Here is an 18,882-nt window from a genome sequence, read left to right on the forward strand (position 1 = left end):
CGTGACAGCACGGGCGACCCAAGCGGATCGCCCGTGCGTGGCTGCGTGCGCAGGGCCCGATCAGTTGGCGGAGTAGGTCACGCGGTAGATCGCACCCACGTAATCGTCGGAGATCAGCAGCGAACCATCCTTCATCGGCGCCACATCCACCGGGCGGCCTTTGTAGACACCGTTTTCGTCCAGCCAGCCGTCGGCAAAGACCTCAGACTTGCCGGCCGTGCCATCCGGGTTCAGCGGCACGAAGTTGATCAGTGCGCCCGTGGGCTTAGAGCGGTTCCAGGAACCGTGGGCCGCCACAAACATGCCATTCTGGTACTTGGCCGGGAACTGCTTGCCACTGTAGAACGTCATGCCCAGTTGGGCCTGATGCGCAGGGAACTCCACTTGCGGCTTGGTCCAGGCCGCTGGCGCCTTCATGTCCTTCAGATCCGGTGCGGCCGCGGTACCAGCGATCTGAACGTTGTTGCCGTGGATGAAGGGGTAACCAAAATGCTCGCCCCCGGCTTTGGTGATGCGGTTGAGTTCGCCCGGCGGCGTTTCATCGCCCATGCCGTCGGTCTGGTTGTCGGTGAACCAGACCACCTTGTCCTTGGGGTTGATGTCCATGCCGACCGAGTTGCGCACACCTTTGGCCACCACCTCACGGCCCGAGCCATCGAAGGCATTCATGCGAATCATGCCGCCAATGCCGAGCTTTTCGTACAAGGCCACCTTTCCGGCGGGCTGCACGTTGTAGGGCTGGCCCAACGTGATGTAGAGCTTGCCATCGTCGGCCACGCGGCAGGTGCGCGCGCCGTGGTTGAACGACTCCTCTTCCACCGGAATCAGCCCGCCTTGCGGCACCACCTCGATCACCGCCACATCCGGGCCTTCATAGAAGAACTCGGCAGCGGGGAAATTGAGCACGCGGTTGTGCTCGGCCACGATCAGGAAGCCGTCCTTGGTCCAGCACACGCCATTCGGGTTGGAAAACTTCAGGCTCGGGGCAAATTGCTTGACCTCGTCGGCCGTGCCATCGCCGTTGCGGTCGGTCACCGCCCAGACCGATGTCTTGCGGGTGCCCACGAACAGCATGTTGGTGGACGGTGCCACCGCCATGTGGCGCGCATCGGGTACCACGGCATACAACTCGATCTTGAAACCCGGCGGCAGCTTCACCGCCTTGAGGTTGGCCCGGATGGCGGCCGCATTCTTCCCCTCCTGCGGCACGACCGGGATGTTGAGATCAACCCCTGACACCTTCATCTGCTTGAGTGTGGCGAGGTTGTCTTTCCCCGCTTGCGCCATCGCCGCCGTGGCCAAGCCGCAGGCCATCAAGGCCAGCACCAGTTTTGTGCTCTTCATGTGTGTCTCCTCTTGTGGATGTAATTCACCCGGAAACTCTTTTCCGGGCGATTCATTCTGTGACGCAAAGCAGGCTCGGAAAAAACCCATGCTAGCTTTATGGTCTAGGAAATGTCTCGTTCGCGACGCGTCGCCGGAGCGATTGACGCGCTGCCGCCGAATCGCCTGGCACCACCATGGCGAGGCGCCCGATACCTGCATCCCGAAAAGGCAGGCTGCCCACGTACAGGCGATGGCACCCTCATCTCGCCAGGCCATCGGTCATCTCGCACGGCTTGGCAGGCCGGCTGTCCAGATGGTCAGAGCGGTCGCCCAGGCCCAATCCAGAAATGGGCGAACGCAGCTGGTGCGCAGTGCCGCGGGGCCTCGGGCAAGCGCCCCTCGTTCAACCCTCGAAACGCCAGTCCGCCACCACGCGCTGCGCCAGCCTCAGCAACTGACCATCGCCTTGCAACACCATGGCGTTCATGCCAAAGGTGATGGCGCCATTCACACGCGGGTCTTGGCGGTAGCTTTGCAGCACATCGCTCACGGCGGGCGTAGACACCGCGGTGGCGGGATCGATGTTGGGGATCGGGCAGCGTGCGCACGGCTTCACGGGTTCGATCACCGCCGCGGCATCCGCTCCCGTGATGATGGTCATGGCGCCCAGGCGGTCTTCGTCGTGGGCCTCGATGCCGCCGAGCACGATGTTGGGCCGGAAGCGCTGCATGGTCACCGGCGCCTCGCCGGCTTTCGCCAGGCGTTCATTGAGCTCGGCCAGCGAGGCTGTGCTGGTCACGAGCAGGCCAAAGCCGTCGGCAAACTGGGTGTTGGCTTCACGGCCGCCAGTCCATCGGGCGTCGCAAGCGCGCTTCACCTCGGGGTCGAAGCGCACCAGCCGCAGGCGCTTCAGATCGGCCGGCGCATCCGGCCCGAGGAAGTCGCTGAACCACTGGGCAGCCACGTCGCCCATGTCGTACGCCAACACGGTGTCGCTCCACACCCGGACCTTTTGCGGCCATTCGGCGGCCTCCAGCGACAGGTGCAAGGCCAACATGCCGGGCGCACGCAACACCAGCTGACCATGCTTGAAGGCCGGCTGGATCAGCGCCATGCGCGGCAATTCGCGCTGGGTGACGAACTCGCCTTCGGCATCCACCACCATCCAGGCGCGGTCATAGGCCAGGCCGGTGTCGGTGAGCTCGGCCTCGGTCAGCGCCACGCCGCCGCAGGACTTGATGGGGTAAACCCAGAGCTGTTCGATGGTGGCTTGCACGTTGGCAGCGGTGGTCGGTGAATTCATGGCGGCTTTGCGGTGCATGGGTTGACGACAGGCGGGCCGTCGGTGCCGGTCAGAGGGTTGCCCTCGGGCGCTTCGTGCGGAATTGTGACCTGCTCCTAGAATCCCTCTCATGGCAAGCGTTTCCACCCCCCCGACCGGCCGCCGGCGTTTTGACGTGGCCGTGCGCGGCGATGGCGTGGTGGGCCAGACCCTGGCTCTGCTGCTGGCGCGCGACCGTCTGCGCGTGGCACTGGTCACCTCGCCACGCGCTGCGTCCGGCCACGGCGATGTGCGCGCCTATGCGATCAACGCGGCGTCGCGCGAGTTGCTGCGCTCAGTACGCGCCTGGCCCGAAGGCCATCCCGCAGACCCGGCCCACTCGCTGCCCGAGTCCGCCACACCGGCGGTCACCCCGGTCACCGCGATGGATGTGCGCGGCGACGACGGTGGCCGACTGCAATTCTCGGCGGCCGAACAAGGAACGCCCGCGCTGAGCTGGATCGTCGACGTGCCCGCCCTCGAGCAGCGCCTGGCGCATGCGGTGCACTTCCAGAGCAGCATCGAATGCCTGAGCGAAGCGCCCCCGGCCGCCCTCACGGTGATCTGCGAAGGCAAACGCAGCGCCACCCGAGTCGAGCTGGGACTTACCTATGAAGTGCGCCCTTATCCCCACAAAGCGGTGGCCGCCCGACTGCGCTGCACCTTGCCGCACGGCGGCGTAGCCAGACAGTGGTTTGCGCAGGGCGAGGTGATGGCCCTGCTGCCGCTGGAAGGCGAACAGGGGAACTCCGTGGCCCTGGTGTGGTCAGTCCCTGCGCAACAGGCCGATGACTGGCTGACCGGTGCCCCTCAGGCGCTGGCTCAGGCGGTGCAGGCCCGTTGCGGCAACGCACTGGGCGACATGCAATTGACCAATCCCCCGCAGGCCTGGCCTCTGGAACGTTCGAACGCCCATCGGTGGGTGACCCGCACGCCCAGCGGCGGCGTGGCGCTGGCCGGTGACGCAGCCCACGCCATGCACCCGCTGGCGGGCCAAGGTCTGAACGTCGGTCTGGGCGATGTGGCCGAGCTGGCGCGCGTGATCCACGAGCGGGAATACTGGCGCGAACTCGGCGATTTGAAACTGCTTCGGCGCTACGAGCGCGCCCGGCAGGCCGATGCACACACCATGGGCTGGCTCACCGACAGCCTGTTTGGGCTGTTTGCATTGCCCGACACGCGGGTGCAGGCCCTGCGCAACTGGGGCCTGCGCAGCGTAGACCGGCTGGGCCCGCTCAAACACTGGCTGGCCCGACAGGCCATGGGGCAGGTTGGCTGACCCCGATTCGCTGTCACCCTTCTTTTTTCACCTTCAGGCCTCAGGGCACTTCCATGACATTGTTCAAGACCACCCTCTTCGCCGTACTGACCGCCCTGAGCCTGGGCGCATGGGCGCAGGAAGCCACGATCCGCAAGAACCTGGCCGAGCGCCTGCCCAACCTGCCCAAGATCGACGAAATCAGCAAGACACCGATGCCCGGGCTGTTTGAAGTGCGCTTCAACGGTACCGATCTGTTCTACACCGACGCTCAGGGCAATTTTCTGCTCCAGGGTTCGCTGATCGACACCCGCTCGCGCGTGGACCTCACCGAGCAGCGGGTCAACAAACTCACCGCGATCGCCTTTGCCGACCTGCCTATCAAGGACGCGTTCACGATCGTGCGCGGTAACGGCAAGCGCAAGATGGCGGTGTTCGAAGACCCCAACTGCGGGTATTGCAAGCGCTTCGAGCGCGACCTGGTCAAGATCGACAACGTCACCGTGCACCTGTTCCTCTACCCCATCCTGGGCGCCGACTCGGCGGAGAAGTCGCGCAACATCTGGTGCGCCAAAGACAAGGGCAAGGCCTGGAACGACTGGATGCTGGAAGACATCACGCCGGCCGAGGCCAAATGCGACACGGCGCCGCTGCAGCGCAATGTGGAGTTCGGCCGCAAGGCCCGCATCACCGGTACACCGACCATCATCTTCGCCGACGGCTCGCGCGTGCCGGGAGCGATCCCGGCCGACCGCATTGAAAAATTCCTGACCGAAGCCAAGCCCTGACCAACGTGTCGAGCTCCGCGCCGTCACCCGACCCGCTGGACCCCGTCCAGGACCAGAGGCTGATCGAGATCCTGGGCTACGCTGGGCTGATTCCCTTCACTGGCCTGGCGCTGCTGCTGTGGGCGATTGACGAGCACCTGCAGGACTGGGTGGTGATGGCCCTGGCTGCCTACGGCGCGCTCATCGTGTCCTTCCTCGGCGGTGTGCACTGGGGCCTGGGCTGGCTCGGCGCACAGCGCCCGCCGAGCGGCGCACCGCACGGCCAGCGCAACCACTTCCTCTGGGGCATCACGCTCTCGCTGCTCGCCTGGCCCGGCGTGCTGATGCCCCCTTTTGCTGGCCTGGCCTGGCTGGGCTTTGTGCTGATCCTGAGTTACCTGGCCGACCGCACGCTGTATGCACGCGCCGGCCTGCAGCGCTGGCTCAGCTTGCGCTTTCGCCTGTCCTTCGTGGCCGCCCTGAGCTGCTTCATCGGCGCCGGCGCCTTGTAGATCGGACCCCATGCCCACTGCCCAGTCCCGTGCCGACCGCAAATCCATGTCCGCCACACCAGCGGTCCACTACCAGGTGCGGGCGAAGGACCCTCACAGCCACCTGTTCGAGGTCACGCTGACCATCGCCCAGCCGGCTGCGCGCCAGCGCGTGCGCCTGCCGGTCTGGATTCCAGGCAGCTACCTGGTGCGTGAGTTTGCCCAACACCTGCAGCACCTGCGCGCGCTGCAAGGCGGCGAACCCGTGCCGCTCAAACAGCTCGACAAACACACCTGGGAGGCACAGGGCACCCCCCGTGCGCCACTCACCTTCACCTGCGAGATCTACGCCTTTGACGCCTCGGTGCGCACCGCGTTTCTCGACTGCACGCGCGGCTTCTTCAACGCCACCAGCCTGTGCCTGCGCGTGATCGGGCAGGACGGCGCGCCGCACGTGCTGGAGGTGAAGGCAGACAACCTGCCGACCGGCTGGCAAGTGGCCACCGGCCTCGCACCGCAACAGGTGGACGCTGCCGGCTTCGGCACCTACCTCGCTGGCGACTACGACGAACTCGCCGACTGCCCGGTCGAACTCGGCACTTTCTGGCGCGGCGAGTTTACGGCGCGCGGCGTGCCTCACCGCTTCGTGGTCAGCGGCGCCGGTGGCTGGTTCGATGGCGCACGCCTGTTGGCCGACACGCAGCGCATCTGTGAAGCGCAGATCGACTTCTGGCATGGCACCCAGGGCAAGGCACCTTTCGAAAACTACCTCTTCATGCTGCACGCCAGCGGGGACAGTTATGGCGGGCTGGAGCACCGCAACTCCACGGCACTGATCAGCACCCGAGCCGACCTTCCGAGGACATTGCCCGCTGGCGAAAAACCCGCCGCACTCAAAGCCACCGACGGCTACACCACGCTGCTCGGCCTGATCAGCCACGAGTATTTCCACACCTGGAACGTCAAGCGCCTGCGTCCGGCCGAATTCAAGCGCTACGACTACGACCGCGAAAACCACACCGAGCTGCTGTGGTTCTTCGAAGGGTTCACCAGCTACTACGACGACCTGTTCCTGCGCCGTGCCAACCTGATCGACGACGCCACCTACCTGAACCTCGTGACCAAAACGGTCAATCAGGTTGCGCAGACGCCAGGGCAGCGCGTGCAAAGCGTGGCCCAGGCCAGTTTTGACGCCTGGCTCAAGTACTACCGCATCCAGGAAAACACGCCCAACGCCACGGTGAGCTACTACACCAAGGGTGCGCTGGTGGCGCTGTGCCTGGACCTCACGCTGCGTGCCGAGGGCCGTGGCACGCTGGACGACGTGATGCGCGAGGTCTGGCAGCGCTGCGCGGGAGGGCCGGTGCGCGAGCTGGACGTGGCGCGCGCGCTCAAACGCGTCGGCGGCCGTTCGTTCGACGCAGAACTGCAGCACTGGGTGCACGGCCTGGCCGACCTGCCGGTGTTGAAGCTGCTGGAGCAGGCTGGTACCCAGGTGAAGCACGACAAGGCGCCGCTGGCACAGCAACTCGGTCTGCGCGTTTCCGAGACCGCCGGGCTGTTGCTCAAGAACGTGTTGCGCGGTGGCGCGGCCGAAGCCGCCGGCATGGCCGCTGGCGACGAGTGGCTGGGCGTGGAGTTCAAACCGCTGAAGCGCGGCCAGCTTGCTGAGGCCTGGCGCATCAGCAAGCTCGACGAGGTGAACACCTTGCGCGGCCAGCGCAACCAGCTCACCGCGCTGATCTCACGAGACAAGCGCCTGCTGCGATGCTCGCTGACCTGGCCCGAGACCACGCAGGCGGTCAAGCTGGCCGTGGGCGACGCGGGCTTGCTGGGCCGCTGGCTGGGCAAGGCCTGACGTGTTGACACAGCGTCTGCGCCCCGAGGACGCCCCAGCCTATCGGGACCTGATGCTGGAGGCCTACACAGCGCACCCCGACGCCTTCACATCCAGCCCATCAGAGCGGCAAATTTTGCCCCTGGCGTGGTGGGAGGATCGCCTCTCAACGGACACCCATGCCAACGAATGCGTGTTTGGCGCATTCGTTGCGAGCCAACTGGTGGGCGTGGCGGGTCTGTCCTTTCAGACCCGGGAGAAGCTTTGCCACAAGTGCACTGTGTTTGGCATGTACGTGCGCCCTTCCCACCGTGGACATCAGCTGGGAGACGGGTTGCTGGGCACGGTGCTGAAGGCTGCACGCCAACGGCGCGGTGTTTCGCTCGCTCAACTCACGGTAACCCAGGGCAACCGGGCCGCTGTTGCACTGTATGAGCGCCACGGTTTTGTCACGTATGGCGTAGAGCCGCAAGCGGTGACCACGCCGTCAGGCAAGGTCACCAAACTGCACATGTGGCTGCCGCTGCGGGACTAGAGCCTGTTCACACCATTTTTCCAAGTGCGAGCAAACGCTAGCGCTGACGCAAGTCCACCACGCGCTTGGCCTTGCCCATGCTGCGCTCCACGCCGCCTTCGGGCTTGAGCTCAATGCGCACGCTGCTGCCTACAAACACCTTGATCTCGTGCTGCAGCTGCTTGGCGGCGGCGCGCGCTTCAATGCTTTCAGGCGAAAGCCCTGGGCGCGTCTCCACCACCACGCTCAGGTTGTCCATCGGACCTTCACGCGTGAGCACGCACTGGTAGTGCGCGCTGAGCTCGGGGCGCTTCAGGATCAGCTCCTCGATCTGGGTGGGGAACACGTTGACGCCGCGCACGATCATCATGTCGTCGCTGCGGCCGGTGATTTTTTCCATGCGGCGCATGGTGCGCGCCGTGCCCGGCAGCAGGCGCGTCAGGTCGCGCGTGCGGTAACGGATGATAGGCAGCGCCTCCTTGGTCAGGCTGGTGAACACCAGCTCACCCATCTCGCCGTCAGCCACTGGTTCCCCGGTATCGGGATCGATGATCTCGGGATAGAAGTGGTCTTCCCAGATGGTCGGGCCGTCCTTGGTCTCCACACACTCGTTGGCCACGCCCGGGCCCATCACTTCTGACAGGCCGTAGATGTCCACCGCATCAATGCCCATGCGCGCTTCGATCGCCGTGCGCATGTCGTTGGTCCAGGGCTCGGCGCCGAAGATGCCGATGCGCATGCTGCTCTGGCGCGGATCGATCCCGAGTCGCTCGAACTCGTCGGCGATCGCCAGCATGTAGCTGGGCGTGACCATGATGATGTCGGGACGGAAGTCCTGCATGAGCTGCACCTGGCGCTCGGTCTGCCCACCGCCAAACGGCACCACGGTGAGGCCCAGCTTTTCGGCGCCGTAGTGCGCTCCCAAGCCACCGGTGAACAGGCCGTAGCCATAGCTCACGTGTACCAGATCGCCGGGCCGCGCGCCGCTGGCCCGGATGCTGCGCGCCACCACTGTGGCCCAGGTGTCGATGTCTTTCAGGGTGTAGCCCACCACGGTCGGCTTGCCGGTGGTGCCGCTTGACGCATGAATGCGCGCGCACTTTTCACGCGGCACAGCGAACATGCCAAAGGGATAGCTGTCGCGCAGGTCCTTCTTGGTGGTGAACGGAAACTGCGCCAGATCGGCGAGCGTTCGGCAATCGTCCGGGTGCACACCCGCCTGGTCGAATTTGGTGCGGTAGACCGGCGAGTTCAGATAGGCATGGCGCAGCGTGGCTTGCAGGCGCTTGAGCTGAAGGCCACGCAATTCGTCGATGCTGGCCTTTTCGATCGGCTCCAGGGGGAAGTGATTCATTCGGGCTCCTCTTCGGGAAACACGGTCCCGGGAATCTGCGCGCTCTTGCCGCGGAACATCGCCACCACCTCACCGCGCTGGTTGACCACCTTCATGTCGTACACGCCGTGGCGACCCTGTTGCATCTGCTCCACGCCTTCGCAGGTGAGCACATCCCCCGCGTGCGCGGGTTTCAGAAACTCGATGCTGCAGCCGGCGGCCACGGTGTTGCGGTTGTGGCTGTTGCAGGCGAAAGCGAAGGTGGAATCGGCCAGTGTGAAGATGAAGCCGCCGTGGCAGATCTGGTGGCCATTGAGGTGCAGTGGGCGCACCACCATGCGCATCACCGCGCGGCCCGGCGCCACCGACACCAGCTCCATGCCCATGGTGTCCTTGCTCGCCACATCGTTGGCAAACATCACCTCCCCCACACGCAAAGCGATTTGATCAGGCGTCATGTTCATGTGCCCTTGAATTGGGGTGGTCGTTTTTCCAGAAACGCCGTCACACCCTCGATGTAATCGTGGGTCGCGCCCAGGGTTGACTGGGTGTCGCGCTCGACATCGAGGTGCTCGTTCAGACTGCGTGTGCTGGCGTCGCGCAACAGGGCGCGCGTGGCCACCAGGGCCTTGGTCGGCATGGCGGCCAGCTTGTTTGCCAGCGCCAGGGCAGCGGTCAACGGGTCGTCGGTCACATCCCAGATCAGGCCCCATTCCTTGGCTTGCGCGGCCGGCAATTTGTCGCCGGTCATGGCCAGTGCCATGGCACGCGCCAGCCCCAGGCGCTCCACCAGCAACCAGCTGCCCCCGGCATCGGGGATCAGGCCGATCTTGCTGAAGGCCTGCACGAAGCTGGCGCCGGGCGCCGCAATCGCGATGTCGCAAGCCATGACCAGAGACGCGCCAGCACCCGCCGCCACACCGTTCACCGCGACCACGATGGGTACGCTCAGAGCCTGTATGCGCCGCGTCGTGGGGTTGAACGCCTCCTCGATCACCGGGCCGGGATCGGCGCGCTCCAGCTGATTCGGCCCGGGCGTGAAATCCAGCTCGGACAAATCGAGACCCGCACAGAAGCCGCGGCCAGCGCCCGTGAGCACGATGGCGCGGATGCCGCTGTCGGCCTCGGCGTAGTCGAAGGCGCGCCACAACTCGGCGTGCATGGCGCGCGTGAAACTGTTGAGCGAGCCAGGGCGGTTGAGCGTGATCAGGGCAACGGCCCCACGCGTCTCATAGAGCACGGTGGCGTCCGCGGTGGCGGTGGTCATGAAATCGGGTCTCCTCGGGTAGGCGGGTGGCGCAGGTCGCTGGCCACTTTTGCTCAATTTACCATTAACCAACCAAGCGGTCGGTTAATGTTTTCCCGGATGGGCCGCCGCTATAGTGGTCGACAGTTTGATCGCAACCACCCGAGGACCGCCATGACCAACACCCCCACCCCAGAACTCATCACCGTGCGCACCGAAGGCCGCGTGGGCATCGTCACACTCAACCGCCCCAAGCAGCTCAACGCGCTCAACGACCAGCTCATGACTGAGCTGGGCGCAGCCTTGAAGGCGTTTGACGCCGACGACGGCATTGGCTGCATGATCGTGACGGGCAGTGAAAAGGCGTTTGCCGCCGGTGCCGACATCGGCGCCATGGCGACCTACGGCTTCACCGACGTCTACAAGAACGACTACATCACCCGCAACTGGGAAACCATCCGCAGCATCCGCAAGCCGGTGATCGCCGCGGTCAGCGGCTTTGCGCTGGGTGGCGGCTGCGAGCTGGCCATGATGTGCGATTTCATCATCGCCGCCGACAACGCGAAGTTTGGGCAACCCGAGATCAAGCTCGGCATCATCCCGGGTGCCGGCGGCACGCAACGCCTGCCGCTGGCGGTGGGCAAGGCCAAGGCCATGGACCTGGTGCTGACTGGCCGCATGATGGATGCCACCGAGGCCGAGCGCGCCGGCCTGGTGAGCCGCGTGGTGCCGCTGGACAAGCTGATGGACGAAACCCTGGCTGCTGCCCTCATGATTTGCGAGTACTCGCTCATCAGCGTGATGGCGGCCAAGGAATCGATCAACCGTGCGTTTGAAGGCGGCCTGTCCGATGGCGTGATGTTTGAGCGACGCCTGTTCCACGCCATGTTCGCCACCGCCGACCAGAAAGAGGGCATGGACGCCTTTGTGAACAAGCGCAAGCCCACGTTCCGGCACACCTGAACCCGCGCGGCCTGTCACCATGGGCACACTGAATTAACAAGTGCTCACAGCCGCCATACACCGCAGGGGCTATAACCCAAAAGATAACGGCTTCAAACCAGCTTCCTTTTGCTGAAGCCCAGACCTCGAGCCCAACCTCACGGAGAACCTGCCATGACCAACCGCCGTCGATTCATCATGATGGTGCCCCTCACGGGCGCCGCCCTGGCTGCCGCCTGTTCAGAGAAAGCACCCCCGCCCGAAGCCGCACCCGCTGCGCCAGCTCCGGTGGCGCCCGCGCCCGCCCCCATGGCCGCGCCGGAGCCCGCCGCAGCGCCCGCACCGACTGCCCCGGCCGCAGCCGGTGGTCCCATGGTCGAGGAGACCGAGCCCACCGCCATGGCCCTGGGTTATGTGGCCGACGCCGCGCGTGTGGACAAGGTCAAGCACCCCAACTTTGTCGAAGGCTCGGTTTGCGCCAACTGCGTGCTGTACCAGGGCGCAGCGGGCAGCGAAAGTGGGCCCTGCCCGCTGTTTTCAGGCAAGCAGGTCAGTGCTCAGGGCTGGTGTGCTTCCTACGCCAAAAAGCCCGGCTGAGCGCGCAGCTGGCGGCAAAAAACCGCTCCAGCCTTGGTCTATAATGCCGGTCTTTCGGCGATATAGCTCAGTTGGTTAGAGCGCAGCATTCATAATGCTGATGTCGGTGGTTCAAGTCCACCTATCGCCACCAGATCGCAAAAAAGGGGTTCCGTCACCGGAACCCCTTTTTCTTGTGTGATGGCCGCTCAGGGCAGGCGCTGGAGCTGGCGCACCCGCTTGCTCTGGACCATGTGCCGGGTTGCCAGATCAAAGTCCAGGAAATGCGGTGCCTTCAGGTGAATCGCAAACGCCTCAGCGCTGTCGTACAGCTCGTACAGGAAAAACAGCGTCGGGTCGGCCGGGTCGCAGCAGACATCAAACACATGGCAGCCGGCCTCATTGGCCACCGACTGGCGGGCGTTGTTCACCATCGCCTCGCGGAACGCCTGCACATGAGCGGGCTGGATGTGGAATTCGACGACGACGGTGAACATCAGGGCGTGGCTTTCATCGTTGAAGGTCATCGCAACAGCCAGACCGGAAACATCGGCAAAGCCTGTACGTAGGTGATCAGTCCTAGTACCAGCAGCGACACCAGGAACAGCGGAATCAGCGCACGGGAGATGTCGCCCATGCCAACCTGGCCGATCTTGGCCGCGACAAACAGCGTGCCGCCCACCGGGGGCGTGTACAAGCCAATGGCAAGGTTGCAGGTCATCACCAGGCCCAGGTGCACCGGATCGATGCCGTACAACGGCGCCAGCGGCACGAACAGCGGTGCGGTGAGCACCAGAGCCGGCAGCGGCTCCAGAAAAATGCCCAGCAGAAGTAGGAAGACGTTGATCAGCAGAAAGAAAGTCCAGCGGTTGTCGGCCAGGGCCTGCGTCCATTCCATCATGATGGCCGGTACCTGCTCCACGGTGATCACCCAGGCCAGGGCGGCGGTGGCGCCCACCACCACCATCACCACCGCACTGGTGAGGAAGGCGCTGTAGAGCAAGCCAGGCAGATCGCGCCAGCCAATCGAGCGGTACCAGAGCATCGAGACCAACAGGCCATAGATCACCGCAACCACCGCCGATTCGGTGGGCGTGAAGAAGCCGGTCCAGATGCCGCCAAGGATGATGGCCGGCATCAGCAGCGCCGGAAACGCATCTTTGAAGGAAGCCCAGATCTCGGCGCCCGATGCACGCTGGCCACCACGGTCGCAGCCGGTGCGAATGCCGTACCAGACACACACCAGCATCAGGCCGATGCCGAACAGCACCGCAGGCACGATGCCGGCAAGAAAAAGGTCGCGCACCGACACGCCCGCGATATAGCCGAACACCAGCAGCGGAATCGAGGGCGGCATGATGATGGCCAGGGTGCCGGCCGCAGCGATCAGCGCAGAGGCGAACGCCCGCGAGTAACCTTGCTTGGCCAGCGCCGGAATCATCACCGTGCCAATAGCAGCCGCGCCCGCGATGGCCGATCCGGACACACCACCAAACAGCAGACACGAAGCCACCGTGACGATACCGAGGCCGCCGGGCAGAAAACCCAGCACCGAGCGCGCAAATCGAATGATGCGCTCACCCACACCGCCACGGGAAAACGTTTCGCCGGCCACGATGAACAGCGGCACCGCGATCAGGATGAAGGGCTCCACCCCGCCGATGAAGGTGAGAAAAATGGTTTCAAGCGGGTGTCCGAGATCGAAGGACCAGATCATCAGCACCGTGGTGGCCAGAACCGACCACACCACCGGCAGACCGGCCAACGCCAGACCAAAGAACACCACCAGAAGAAAAACGAGCAACATGGGAGGTTTCTTCAGGCAGTGCTGACGCTGGTGGGCGCGTAGCGTTGTTGTCGGGGCACGCCTCGAGCGATCTGCAACAGATCCCAGGCAACGAAGACCAAGGCGATGGCTGAGCACACAGGCAGCGACAGGTATTGCACCGCCATCGGCCATTGCATCACCGTGAGCACGCTGCCCCAGCCAGCGTCAGCGGCCACGCCGCCCTTCCACACCAGCAGCACCAGAATGGCCGCCACCATCAGCTGAATCAGAGCATCTGCTACCAGCCTGGGCCGGGGTTCAGGCAGCAGGTCGATGAGCTCGGAGACCGCCATGTGCGCGTTGCGGTGTACCGCTGCGGCTACCCCCAGGAAGGTGGTCCAGACCATCACGAGCTCGCCGAACTCGGTGGTCCAGGCAATGTCCTGGTCGAAGGCGTGCAACACCACGTTGCTGAACACCACCAGCACAAGGGCTCCCCCCAGCACCACAATCACCGTGTCGACCGCGGTGCCAAGCCAGCGCAGGGGCGCCGGCACGACGGGTCCAGGAGGCAGCAGGCTCACGGGTTCTTCCTTACTTCACCGATGCTCGCACCATCTCGGCGTCTTTGAGCAGGGCATCCACATCGGCGCCGAACTTCTCGCGCGCCTTGCCGTAGACCGGCTGAACCGCCGTGCGGAACGCGGCCACATTCGGCTTGGCGTTGACCTTGGCGCCCTTGGCTTCCATCTCTTTCAGCAGCTTGGCGTCGTTGCCTGAGATCAGCTCGCGGCTGAAGGTGGCGGCGACCCTGGCGGCCTCGCTCACCGCTTTCTGGTCGACTGGCGAAAGCTTTTGCCAGGTCTTCTCGCTGATCGCCAGCGGGATCGGGCTGTAGACGTGGTTGGTCAGCGTGACGTTGGGCGCGACTTCGTAGAACTTGTTGGAGTAGATGGTGTCGACCGGGTTTTCTTGACCCGCGACCGCGCCCTGCTGGATGGCCAGGTACACCTCGGGCAGCGGCATGATCTGGATGTTGAAACCCATGGCCTCCAACGTCCAGCGCATCATTTCGTTGGGGAAGGTGCGCAGCTTTTTGCCCTTGGCATCATCGGGCGACATCAGCGGCTCTTTGGTGGTCATGCTGCGAAAGCCGGCCTCCCAGGTGGCCAGGAAACGAAAACCTTTTTCCGGTGCCTTGGCGAACTGGTCCTGGATCCATTTGCTCTCGTCGTAGAGCTTCCAGCCTTGAGCGTAGCTGTCGACCATGAAGGGCATCATGGTCAGATTCAGACTGGGCAGCTGCGACGCGTACGAACCGGTGGCCGACACGGTGAAGTCGATGCCGCCGAGTGCCAGCTGCTCGATGTTTTTCGGGTCATTGCCGAGCTGGCTGCAGCAGAAAACGTTGACCTTGTAGCGTCCCTGGGTCAGCTCTTCGACCTTCTTGGCAAAGACTTGGGCCGCGGCCTGACGCGCGCCGGATTGCTGGTCGGTGTGGCTGAACTTGAGCACGGTCTGCGCCGCCGCCGGCAGGCTCCAGGTGAGCAAGGCGGTGAGGGATGCACTGGCGATCAATGAAACTCGGGTCATGGTTGTCTCCTTCTTCAGGGGGTGGGGGAACTGGCAAACGGGGATGACAGAGCGATACGCTGGCCGCTGTCGTGTGACTGGTAGATGGCCGCTTCGATTTCTCGGTTGCGCAGGTAATCGCGGCCCGCGTTCTCCAGCGGATCCCCGTTGTCGAGGTGGCGCAGAACATGGGCCTGCAGCGCGCGGCAGGCGCCGCCAAACGCGGTCTGATCGCCAGCGTCGTAAGCATGTGGCCGCTCTTCGCCCTGATGTGGCTTGAACCACAGGCGGGCATCGCCGTCCAGGCGCAACACACCGGCCGCTCCTTCGAGCCACATCTCGCCCATGGTGCGGCGTGGATCGTGCGCCACGTGGTCGTTGAGCCGGTTGCCGTCGAACAGGCCGGTCGCCGCGTTGGCGAATTCAAAGATCACCAGTGCGGCGTCTTCGCCCGCGATCACCGGGTTGAGGCGGCGCAGCCGCGCGGTGACGGCGACCACTTCTCCCATCAGGTAGCGGAAGGTGTCGACGTAGTGCACCCCGGTCTCTTTGACCAGCAACTGCGCCTGGGTCTGGAAGTAGGGCTGGCGGTCCAGGTAGGCCCGTGGCCCCTGGCCATCGCCCGGACGCAGCCGAAACGTGATGCCGTGCAATCGGCCTAGAAAGCCCGCATCGAGCAATCGGCGGCACTCCCGGAACCAGGGCATGAAGCGGAAGTTTTCGTGCACCACCAGCGGCACTCCGGCTTGTTCGGCCTCATGCACCAGCGCGCGCGCCTCGTCCAGGTGATTGCCGAAGGGCTTCTGGCAAATGATCGGCAAGCGGCGCCTCAGGGCGGCGCGAACCAGTGGCGCGTGGGCGCCGGGCGGCGTGCAGATGTCCACCACCGTGGGGGCGGTGGCATCCAGCAAACTTTCCCAGTCGGCGCTGACCCGATCAATTCCAAATCGCGCGCCCAGCGCCTCGGCCTTTTGGGTGTCGAGGTCACACAGACCGGCTCGCGCCACGCCGAGGTCTTGCCAGGCCTGCAGCTGGTGCGCAGCAAAATAGCCTGCGCCGGCGATGACGACACGGTGGCTCATAGCCGGGCCACGACCGCTTCAGCGATGGCCTGGGTGCCACTCTGGCCACCGAAGTCGTAGGGCCTGACCGATTGCTCCAGAAACGCGCGGTGGACCGCCGACTCGATGATCGAGGCGCCGTCGAGCAACGCCGCGTCGGCGTGGCGTTCCCCCAGCCACTCCAGCATCATGGCCACCGACAGGATCATGGCTGTGGGGTTGGCGATGCCTCGGCCTGCAATGTCAGGGGCGGTGCCGTGTGCGGGCTGGAACAGGCCGTGGTGATCGCCGATGTCACCCGAGGGCGCCATGCCCATGCTGCCGACCAGCGATGCAATCAGGTCGGACAGGATGTCGCCAAACATGTTCTCGGTCACGAGCACGTCGTAGGTCCAGGGCTTGAGCACCAGGTTGAGCGCCATCGCATCCACGTACGCGTGTTCGGTGGTGATCTGGGGGAAGTGCGTGGCGCGCTCCACGAACACCTCCCGCCAGAAGGCCATGGACCGAAACACGTTGGCCTTGTCCACATTGGTGAGCCGACCGGGGCGTCCGCGTGCGCGCCGCTGCTCGGTCAGCCGCAGCGCAAAGTCCACCACGCGTGCCGTGCCCTTGCGGGAGATGCGCATGGTGTCGAAGGCAGCCGCGTTTTCGCCCTCGCCTTCGATCACGCCGCGGCCGCGCGCGTAAAACAGACCTTCGGTGTTTTCCCGCACCAGCACCATGTCGATCTGTGCGGCTCGGGGGTCGGACAGCGGCGTGGGCAGACCCGGCCAGGTCTTGATGGGGCGCACACCCGCGTAAAGATCCAGCGCAAAGCGGATGTCGAGCTGCGGGATCACCTCGGTGCCCTGGGCGTCGCGCACATGGGGCAGGCCCATGGCGCCGAACAGGATGGCGTCGGCGCGCCGGCACGCTTCGAGCACCGGCTCGGGCAGGGCCACGCCGGTGTCGGCGTAGTGTTGTGCGCCGGCGGCGTGGGGACTGGTCACGAAGCGCCGGCCAATGCGCGACTCCAGCGCACACAGCACCTCCAGCGCAGCCGCCATGACTTCGTGGCCGATACCGTCGCCCGGCAACACCGCGATCGAATAGCTGGACCTGGGCATCACATCTGCGCGAGCTTGAAGCGCTCGAAGATGGCCAGCAGCTCGCGGCTGGCGCGGGCGCGGTGGGTGCGGTTGACCTCGGCGGCGCCGCGCGCATCGCCAGCGCGCAGGCGTTCCACGAGTTCGCGGTGGTCCTGGGTAGAGTTCACCGGCTTGGGTCGCAGCTTCAGGCTGAACATGCGGGCCCGGTGGGCGCGGTCCCAGTAGTTCCAGACCGTGGCCGCCAGCTGGCGGTTGCCGCTGAGTTCGATCAGACCTGCGTGGAAGCGCTCATCGGCTGCCGCCCAAGCGTCAAGGTCGTCGGCCGCGAGGGCTGCTTCCATGGCGTCGGTGGCCAGGGTGAGCGGCGCCAGCTCGGCCTCGCTGGGCTGGCGGCTCGCCACAATCTCGGCGGCCATGCACTCCAGTGCGGTGAGAATTTCGTAAATCTCCCGCATGTCGGTCGGTGACACCGGCAGCACCCGCATGCCATGGCGCGGCACCACCTCCACCAAGCCATCGTTTTCCAGCCGAACCAGGGCTTCGCGCACCGGCGTGCGGCTCATGCCGAGGGCGAGCGCCACCTCTTGCTCCAGCGCGCGGTGGCCGGGTGGCCAGACGTTGTCGAGAATCCGGCGCCGGATCTGTTCGTAGGCGGTGTCGACCAGCGATACCGAGGTCAAGGCTAGGGTCATGCAAAGCTCCAGTGGTGCGGCGCCAGTCCCGGCGCGGGCATGTTGAGGGTGTGCAACTGGTCGCCGAGCAGGCAGCCGAACACGCCGAGGCGGCGCTCGGGGCCGGCAAAGGCGATGCTGGAAATGTTGCACAGGCGCTGGCTCTTCACGCCGTCGAGGTGCGGGCGGCCCAGCTCGCCATTCTGAAATGCGGCTTCGGTCCAGGCCAGGTGTACGGGGTCCACGTCCTGCAGCCAGATACGCTGGCTGCCATCGGGCGCGACGCGGATCAGGCGGTTGCTCACGATGCTGACCACCCAGAGGTCACCTTGCTCATCAAAGGCCAGCCCATCGGGGTAGGTGCCGGCGCCGAAGGTGGTGAAGGTTTCGCGGGGTCCGAGCGAACCGTCAGGCGCCACCCGAAAGCGCGACACCCGGCGCCCAAAAGTTTCGTTCACGTACAGCCACCGACCTGTGGCGTCGAGCGCCACTTCGTTGGTGTAGCCCAGGCCGTCGGCCACGATGGCCGCGCCGCCTCCCGCATCGACACAGACAATGAATCCATTGGCCACGTCGCTGCGGTAGCCCTGCGCTCTCGGCGTCATGCGGGTGCTGACCGTGACCCAGGTGCGCCCGGCGCCGTCCTGCACCACAAAGTTGGTGGGGGGCAGATTTACCCCGTCGACCTGCATCAGCCAGGGGCGGATGCGGCCATCGCGGCTCAGGTGATACACGCCGCCATCGTTCTCACCGAGCTGGGTCACCAGAAAACTGCCGTCGGCCATCAGGGCGATGCCGTTGGGCCGCAGCGTGAGGCCGTCGACCATGGGCGGGGTATAGAGCGTCTGGCGGCCGTCGGGTCGGGTGTGGGCCACACCGCCGCGCCAGTCGGCCGTGTAAAGATCGCCCGCCCGGGTGGCGAGCACACACTCCGGTCGCACCAACCCACCACCCACGGTGCCCAGCTTGGCCAGGTCGGTCACGGCAGTGGTTTCAGGGACAGGGATGTTGCACGGATTCATTAATGTATACGTTACAGCATCCATTGACGCATGCACTCAGGATTTACCCGAATCGGCGTCAGATTTCCAGCCGACGCATCCGGCAA

General features: G+C 65.1%; 20 protein-coding genes and 1 tRNA gene. 8 read left to right on the forward strand and 13 right to left on the reverse strand.

Annotated elements, in window-relative coordinates:
- Window positions 1–60 precede the first annotated feature (60 nt).
- Window positions 61–1,344: a PQQ-dependent sugar dehydrogenase gene (locus QUV25_RS03300; protein ID WP_300861279.1), complete on the reverse strand. Its 1,284-nt coding sequence runs from the start codon at window positions 1,342–1,344 to the stop codon at window positions 61–63.
- A gap of 385 nt (window positions 1,345–1,729) precedes the next feature.
- The gene (locus QUV25_RS03305; protein ID WP_300861280.1) at window positions 1,730–2,629 is read right to left on the reverse strand and encodes an MOSC N-terminal beta barrel domain-containing protein; all 900 of its coding nucleotides are present in this window, start codon (window positions 2,627–2,629) and stop codon (window positions 1,730–1,732) included.
- 109 nt (window positions 2,630–2,738) lie between these two features.
- Here QUV25_RS03305 and QUV25_RS03310 point away from each other — a divergent pair, with 109 nt between their 5' ends.
- Genes QUV25_RS03310 through QUV25_RS03330 form a run of 5 tightly spaced genes read left to right on the forward strand, consistent with a single transcriptional unit; the run spans window position 2,739 to window position 7,535 of the window.
- Complete coding sequence (locus tag QUV25_RS03310; protein ID WP_300861281.1) at window positions 2,739–3,926, forward strand: FAD-dependent monooxygenase; 1,188 nt, start codon at window positions 2,739–2,741, stop codon at window positions 3,924–3,926.
- 53 nt (window positions 3,927–3,979) lie between these two features.
- Complete coding sequence (locus QUV25_RS03315; protein WP_300861282.1) at window positions 3,980–4,693, forward strand: DsbC family protein; 714 nt, start codon at window positions 3,980–3,982, stop codon at window positions 4,691–4,693.
- A 5-nt stretch (window positions 4,694–4,698) separates the two neighbouring features.
- Window positions 4,699–5,184 carry a DUF3429 domain-containing protein gene (locus QUV25_RS03320; RefSeq protein WP_300861284.1) on the forward strand — a complete coding sequence of 162 codons (486 nt, stop codon included), beginning with the start codon at window positions 4,699–4,701 and terminating at the stop codon, window positions 5,182–5,184.
- Between the two features lie 10 nt (window positions 5,185–5,194).
- The gene (locus QUV25_RS03325) at window positions 5,195–7,021 is read left to right on the forward strand and encodes a peptidase M61 (protein WP_300861285.1); all 1,827 of its coding nucleotides are present in this window, start codon (window positions 5,195–5,197) and stop codon (window positions 7,019–7,021) included.
- A 1-nt stretch (window position 7,022) separates the two neighbouring features.
- Window positions 7,023–7,535 (forward strand): GNAT family N-acetyltransferase, encoded by a 513-nt coding sequence (locus tag QUV25_RS03330; RefSeq protein ID WP_366945628.1) that lies wholly within the window; start codon window positions 7,023–7,025, stop codon window positions 7,533–7,535.
- Window positions 7,536–7,572: 37 nt separating this feature from the next.
- Here QUV25_RS03330 and paaK read toward each other — a convergent pair whose 3' ends face one another.
- From paaK to QUV25_RS03345, 3 genes are read right to left on the reverse strand one after another with little or no spacing between them, the layout of a single operon-like run.
- Complete coding sequence (gene paaK, locus QUV25_RS03335) at window positions 7,573–8,868, reverse strand: phenylacetate--CoA ligase PaaK (RefSeq protein WP_300861289.1); 1,296 nt, start codon at window positions 8,866–8,868, stop codon at window positions 7,573–7,575.
- A complete protein-coding gene (paaI, locus tag QUV25_RS03340) occupies window positions 8,865–9,305 on the reverse strand; it encodes a hydroxyphenylacetyl-CoA thioesterase PaaI (protein WP_300861291.1) in 441 nt (146 codons plus the stop codon). The genes paaK and paaI overlap by 4 nt, the downstream gene beginning before the upstream one ends.
- A gap of 2 nt (window positions 9,306–9,307) precedes the next feature.
- Complete coding sequence (locus tag QUV25_RS03345; protein WP_300861293.1) at window positions 9,308–10,114, reverse strand: enoyl-CoA hydratase-related protein; 807 nt, start codon at window positions 10,112–10,114, stop codon at window positions 9,308–9,310.
- A gap of 153 nt (window positions 10,115–10,267) precedes the next feature.
- Between QUV25_RS03345 and QUV25_RS03350 the strand changes: the two genes are divergently transcribed.
- The 3 genes from QUV25_RS03350 to QUV25_RS03360 all read left to right on the forward strand — a co-directional run bounded on the left by QUV25_RS03350 (window position 10,268) and on the right by QUV25_RS03360 (window position 11,765).
- A complete protein-coding gene (locus QUV25_RS03350) occupies window positions 10,268–11,056 on the forward strand; it encodes an enoyl-CoA hydratase (protein WP_300861295.1) in 789 nt (262 codons plus the stop codon).
- 288 nt (window positions 11,057–11,344) lie between these two features.
- Window positions 11,345–11,632, forward strand: coding sequence for a high-potential iron-sulfur protein (locus QUV25_RS03355; RefSeq protein ID WP_366945636.1), 288 nt, complete (start codon window positions 11,345–11,347; stop codon window positions 11,630–11,632).
- Between the two features lie 56 nt (window positions 11,633–11,688).
- Window positions 11,689–11,765 (forward strand) — tRNA-Met (locus QUV25_RS03360).
- 55 nt (window positions 11,766–11,820) lie between these two features.
- Here the strand turns inward: QUV25_RS03360 and QUV25_RS03365 are convergent.
- From QUV25_RS03365 to QUV25_RS03400, 8 genes are read right to left on the reverse strand one after another with little or no spacing between them, the layout of a single operon-like run.
- Window positions 11,821–12,138, reverse strand: coding sequence for a putative quinol monooxygenase (locus QUV25_RS03365; protein WP_300861298.1), 318 nt, complete (start codon window positions 12,136–12,138; stop codon window positions 11,821–11,823).
- Window positions 12,135–13,418 carry a TRAP transporter large permease gene (locus QUV25_RS03370; RefSeq protein WP_300861300.1) on the reverse strand — a complete coding sequence of 428 codons (1,284 nt, stop codon included), beginning with the start codon at window positions 13,416–13,418 and terminating at the stop codon, window positions 12,135–12,137. The genes QUV25_RS03365 and QUV25_RS03370 overlap by 4 nt, the downstream gene beginning before the upstream one ends.
- Window positions 13,419–13,429: 11 nt before the next feature.
- Window positions 13,430–13,963, reverse strand: a complete 534-nt coding sequence (locus QUV25_RS03375) for a TRAP transporter small permease (protein WP_300861302.1) — start codon at window positions 13,961–13,963, stop codon at window positions 13,430–13,432.
- 10 nt (window positions 13,964–13,973) lie between these two features.
- A complete protein-coding gene (locus QUV25_RS03380) occupies window positions 13,974–14,972 on the reverse strand; it encodes a TRAP transporter substrate-binding protein (RefSeq protein WP_300861304.1) in 999 nt (332 codons plus the stop codon).
- A gap of 14 nt (window positions 14,973–14,986) precedes the next feature.
- Window positions 14,987–16,033 (reverse strand): Gfo/Idh/MocA family oxidoreductase, encoded by a 1,047-nt coding sequence (locus QUV25_RS03385; RefSeq protein WP_300861305.1) that lies wholly within the window; start codon window positions 16,031–16,033, stop codon window positions 14,987–14,989.
- Entirely contained in the window at window positions 16,030–17,121 is a 1,092-nt protein-coding gene (locus tag QUV25_RS03390) for an isocitrate/isopropylmalate dehydrogenase family protein (RefSeq protein WP_300861307.1), read from the reverse strand. Before QUV25_RS03390 ends, QUV25_RS03385 begins: the two co-directional genes overlap by 4 nt.
- Window positions 17,121–17,795 carry a GntR family transcriptional regulator gene (locus QUV25_RS03395; protein ID WP_300861309.1) on the reverse strand — a complete coding sequence of 225 codons (675 nt, stop codon included), beginning with the start codon at window positions 17,793–17,795 and terminating at the stop codon, window positions 17,121–17,123. The genes QUV25_RS03390 and QUV25_RS03395 overlap by 1 nt, the downstream gene beginning before the upstream one ends.
- Window positions 17,792–18,757, reverse strand: a complete 966-nt coding sequence (locus QUV25_RS03400) for an SMP-30/gluconolactonase/LRE family protein (protein WP_300861311.1) — start codon at window positions 18,755–18,757, stop codon at window positions 17,792–17,794. Before QUV25_RS03400 ends, QUV25_RS03395 begins: the two co-directional genes overlap by 4 nt.
- Window positions 18,758–18,882: the final 125 nt, after the last annotated feature.

The sequence above is a fragment of the Hydrogenophaga sp. genome (assembly GCF_030373245.1).
Classification (GTDB): Bacteria; Pseudomonadota; Gammaproteobacteria; order Burkholderiales; family Burkholderiaceae_C; genus Hydrogenophaga.

What these genes read in the sequence shown, in the direction of transcription:
- QUV25_RS03300 (WP_300861279.1), bottom strand. Translation starts at nt 1,344, where the DNA reads ATGAAGAGCACAAAACTGGTGCTGGCCTTGATGGCCTGCGGCTTGGCC.
- QUV25_RS03365 (WP_300861298.1), bottom strand. Translation starts at nt 12,138, where the DNA reads ATGACCTTCAACGATGAAAGCCACGCCCTGATGTTCACCGTCGTCGTC.
- QUV25_RS03350 (WP_300861295.1), top strand. Translation starts at nt 10,268, where the DNA reads ATGACCAACACCCCCACCCCAGAACTCATCACCGTGCGCACCGAAGGC.
- QUV25_RS03395 (WP_300861309.1), bottom strand. Translation starts at nt 17,795, where the DNA reads ATGACCCTAGCCTTGACCTCGGTATCGCTGGTCGACACCGCCTACGAA.
- paaI (WP_300861291.1), bottom strand. Translation starts at nt 9,305, where the DNA reads ATGACGCCTGATCAAATCGCTTTGCGTGTGGGGGAGGTGATGTTTGCC.
- QUV25_RS03315 (WP_300861282.1), top strand. Translation starts at nt 3,980, where the DNA reads ATGACATTGTTCAAGACCACCCTCTTCGCCGTACTGACCGCCCTGAGC.
- QUV25_RS03390 (WP_300861307.1), bottom strand. Translation starts at nt 17,121, where the DNA reads ATGCCCAGGTCCAGCTATTCGATCGCGGTGTTGCCGGGCGACGGTATC.
- paaK (WP_300861289.1), bottom strand. Translation starts at nt 8,868, where the DNA reads ATGAATCACTTCCCCCTGGAGCCGATCGAAAAGGCCAGCATCGACGAA.
- QUV25_RS03325 (WP_300861285.1), top strand. Translation starts at nt 5,195, where the DNA reads ATGCCCACTGCCCAGTCCCGTGCCGACCGCAAATCCATGTCCGCCACA.
- QUV25_RS03370 (WP_300861300.1), bottom strand. Translation starts at nt 13,418, where the DNA reads ATGTTGCTCGTTTTTCTTCTGGTGGTGTTCTTTGGTCTGGCGTTGGCC.
- QUV25_RS03345 (WP_300861293.1), bottom strand. Translation starts at nt 10,114, where the DNA reads ATGACCACCGCCACCGCGGACGCCACCGTGCTCTATGAGACGCGTGGG.
- QUV25_RS03385 (WP_300861305.1), bottom strand. Translation starts at nt 16,033, where the DNA reads ATGAGCCACCGTGTCGTCATCGCCGGCGCAGGCTATTTTGCTGCGCAC.
- QUV25_RS03380 (WP_300861304.1), bottom strand. Translation starts at nt 14,972, where the DNA reads ATGACCCGAGTTTCATTGATCGCCAGTGCATCCCTCACCGCCTTGCTC.
- QUV25_RS03310 (WP_300861281.1), top strand. Translation starts at nt 2,739, where the DNA reads ATGGCAAGCGTTTCCACCCCCCCGACCGGCCGCCGGCGTTTTGACGTG.
- QUV25_RS03305 (WP_300861280.1), bottom strand. Translation starts at nt 2,629, where the DNA reads ATGAATTCACCGACCACCGCTGCCAACGTGCAAGCCACCATCGAACAG.
- QUV25_RS03355 (WP_366945636.1), top strand. Translation starts at nt 11,345, where the DNA reads ATGGCCGCGCCGGAGCCCGCCGCAGCGCCCGCACCGACTGCCCCGGCC.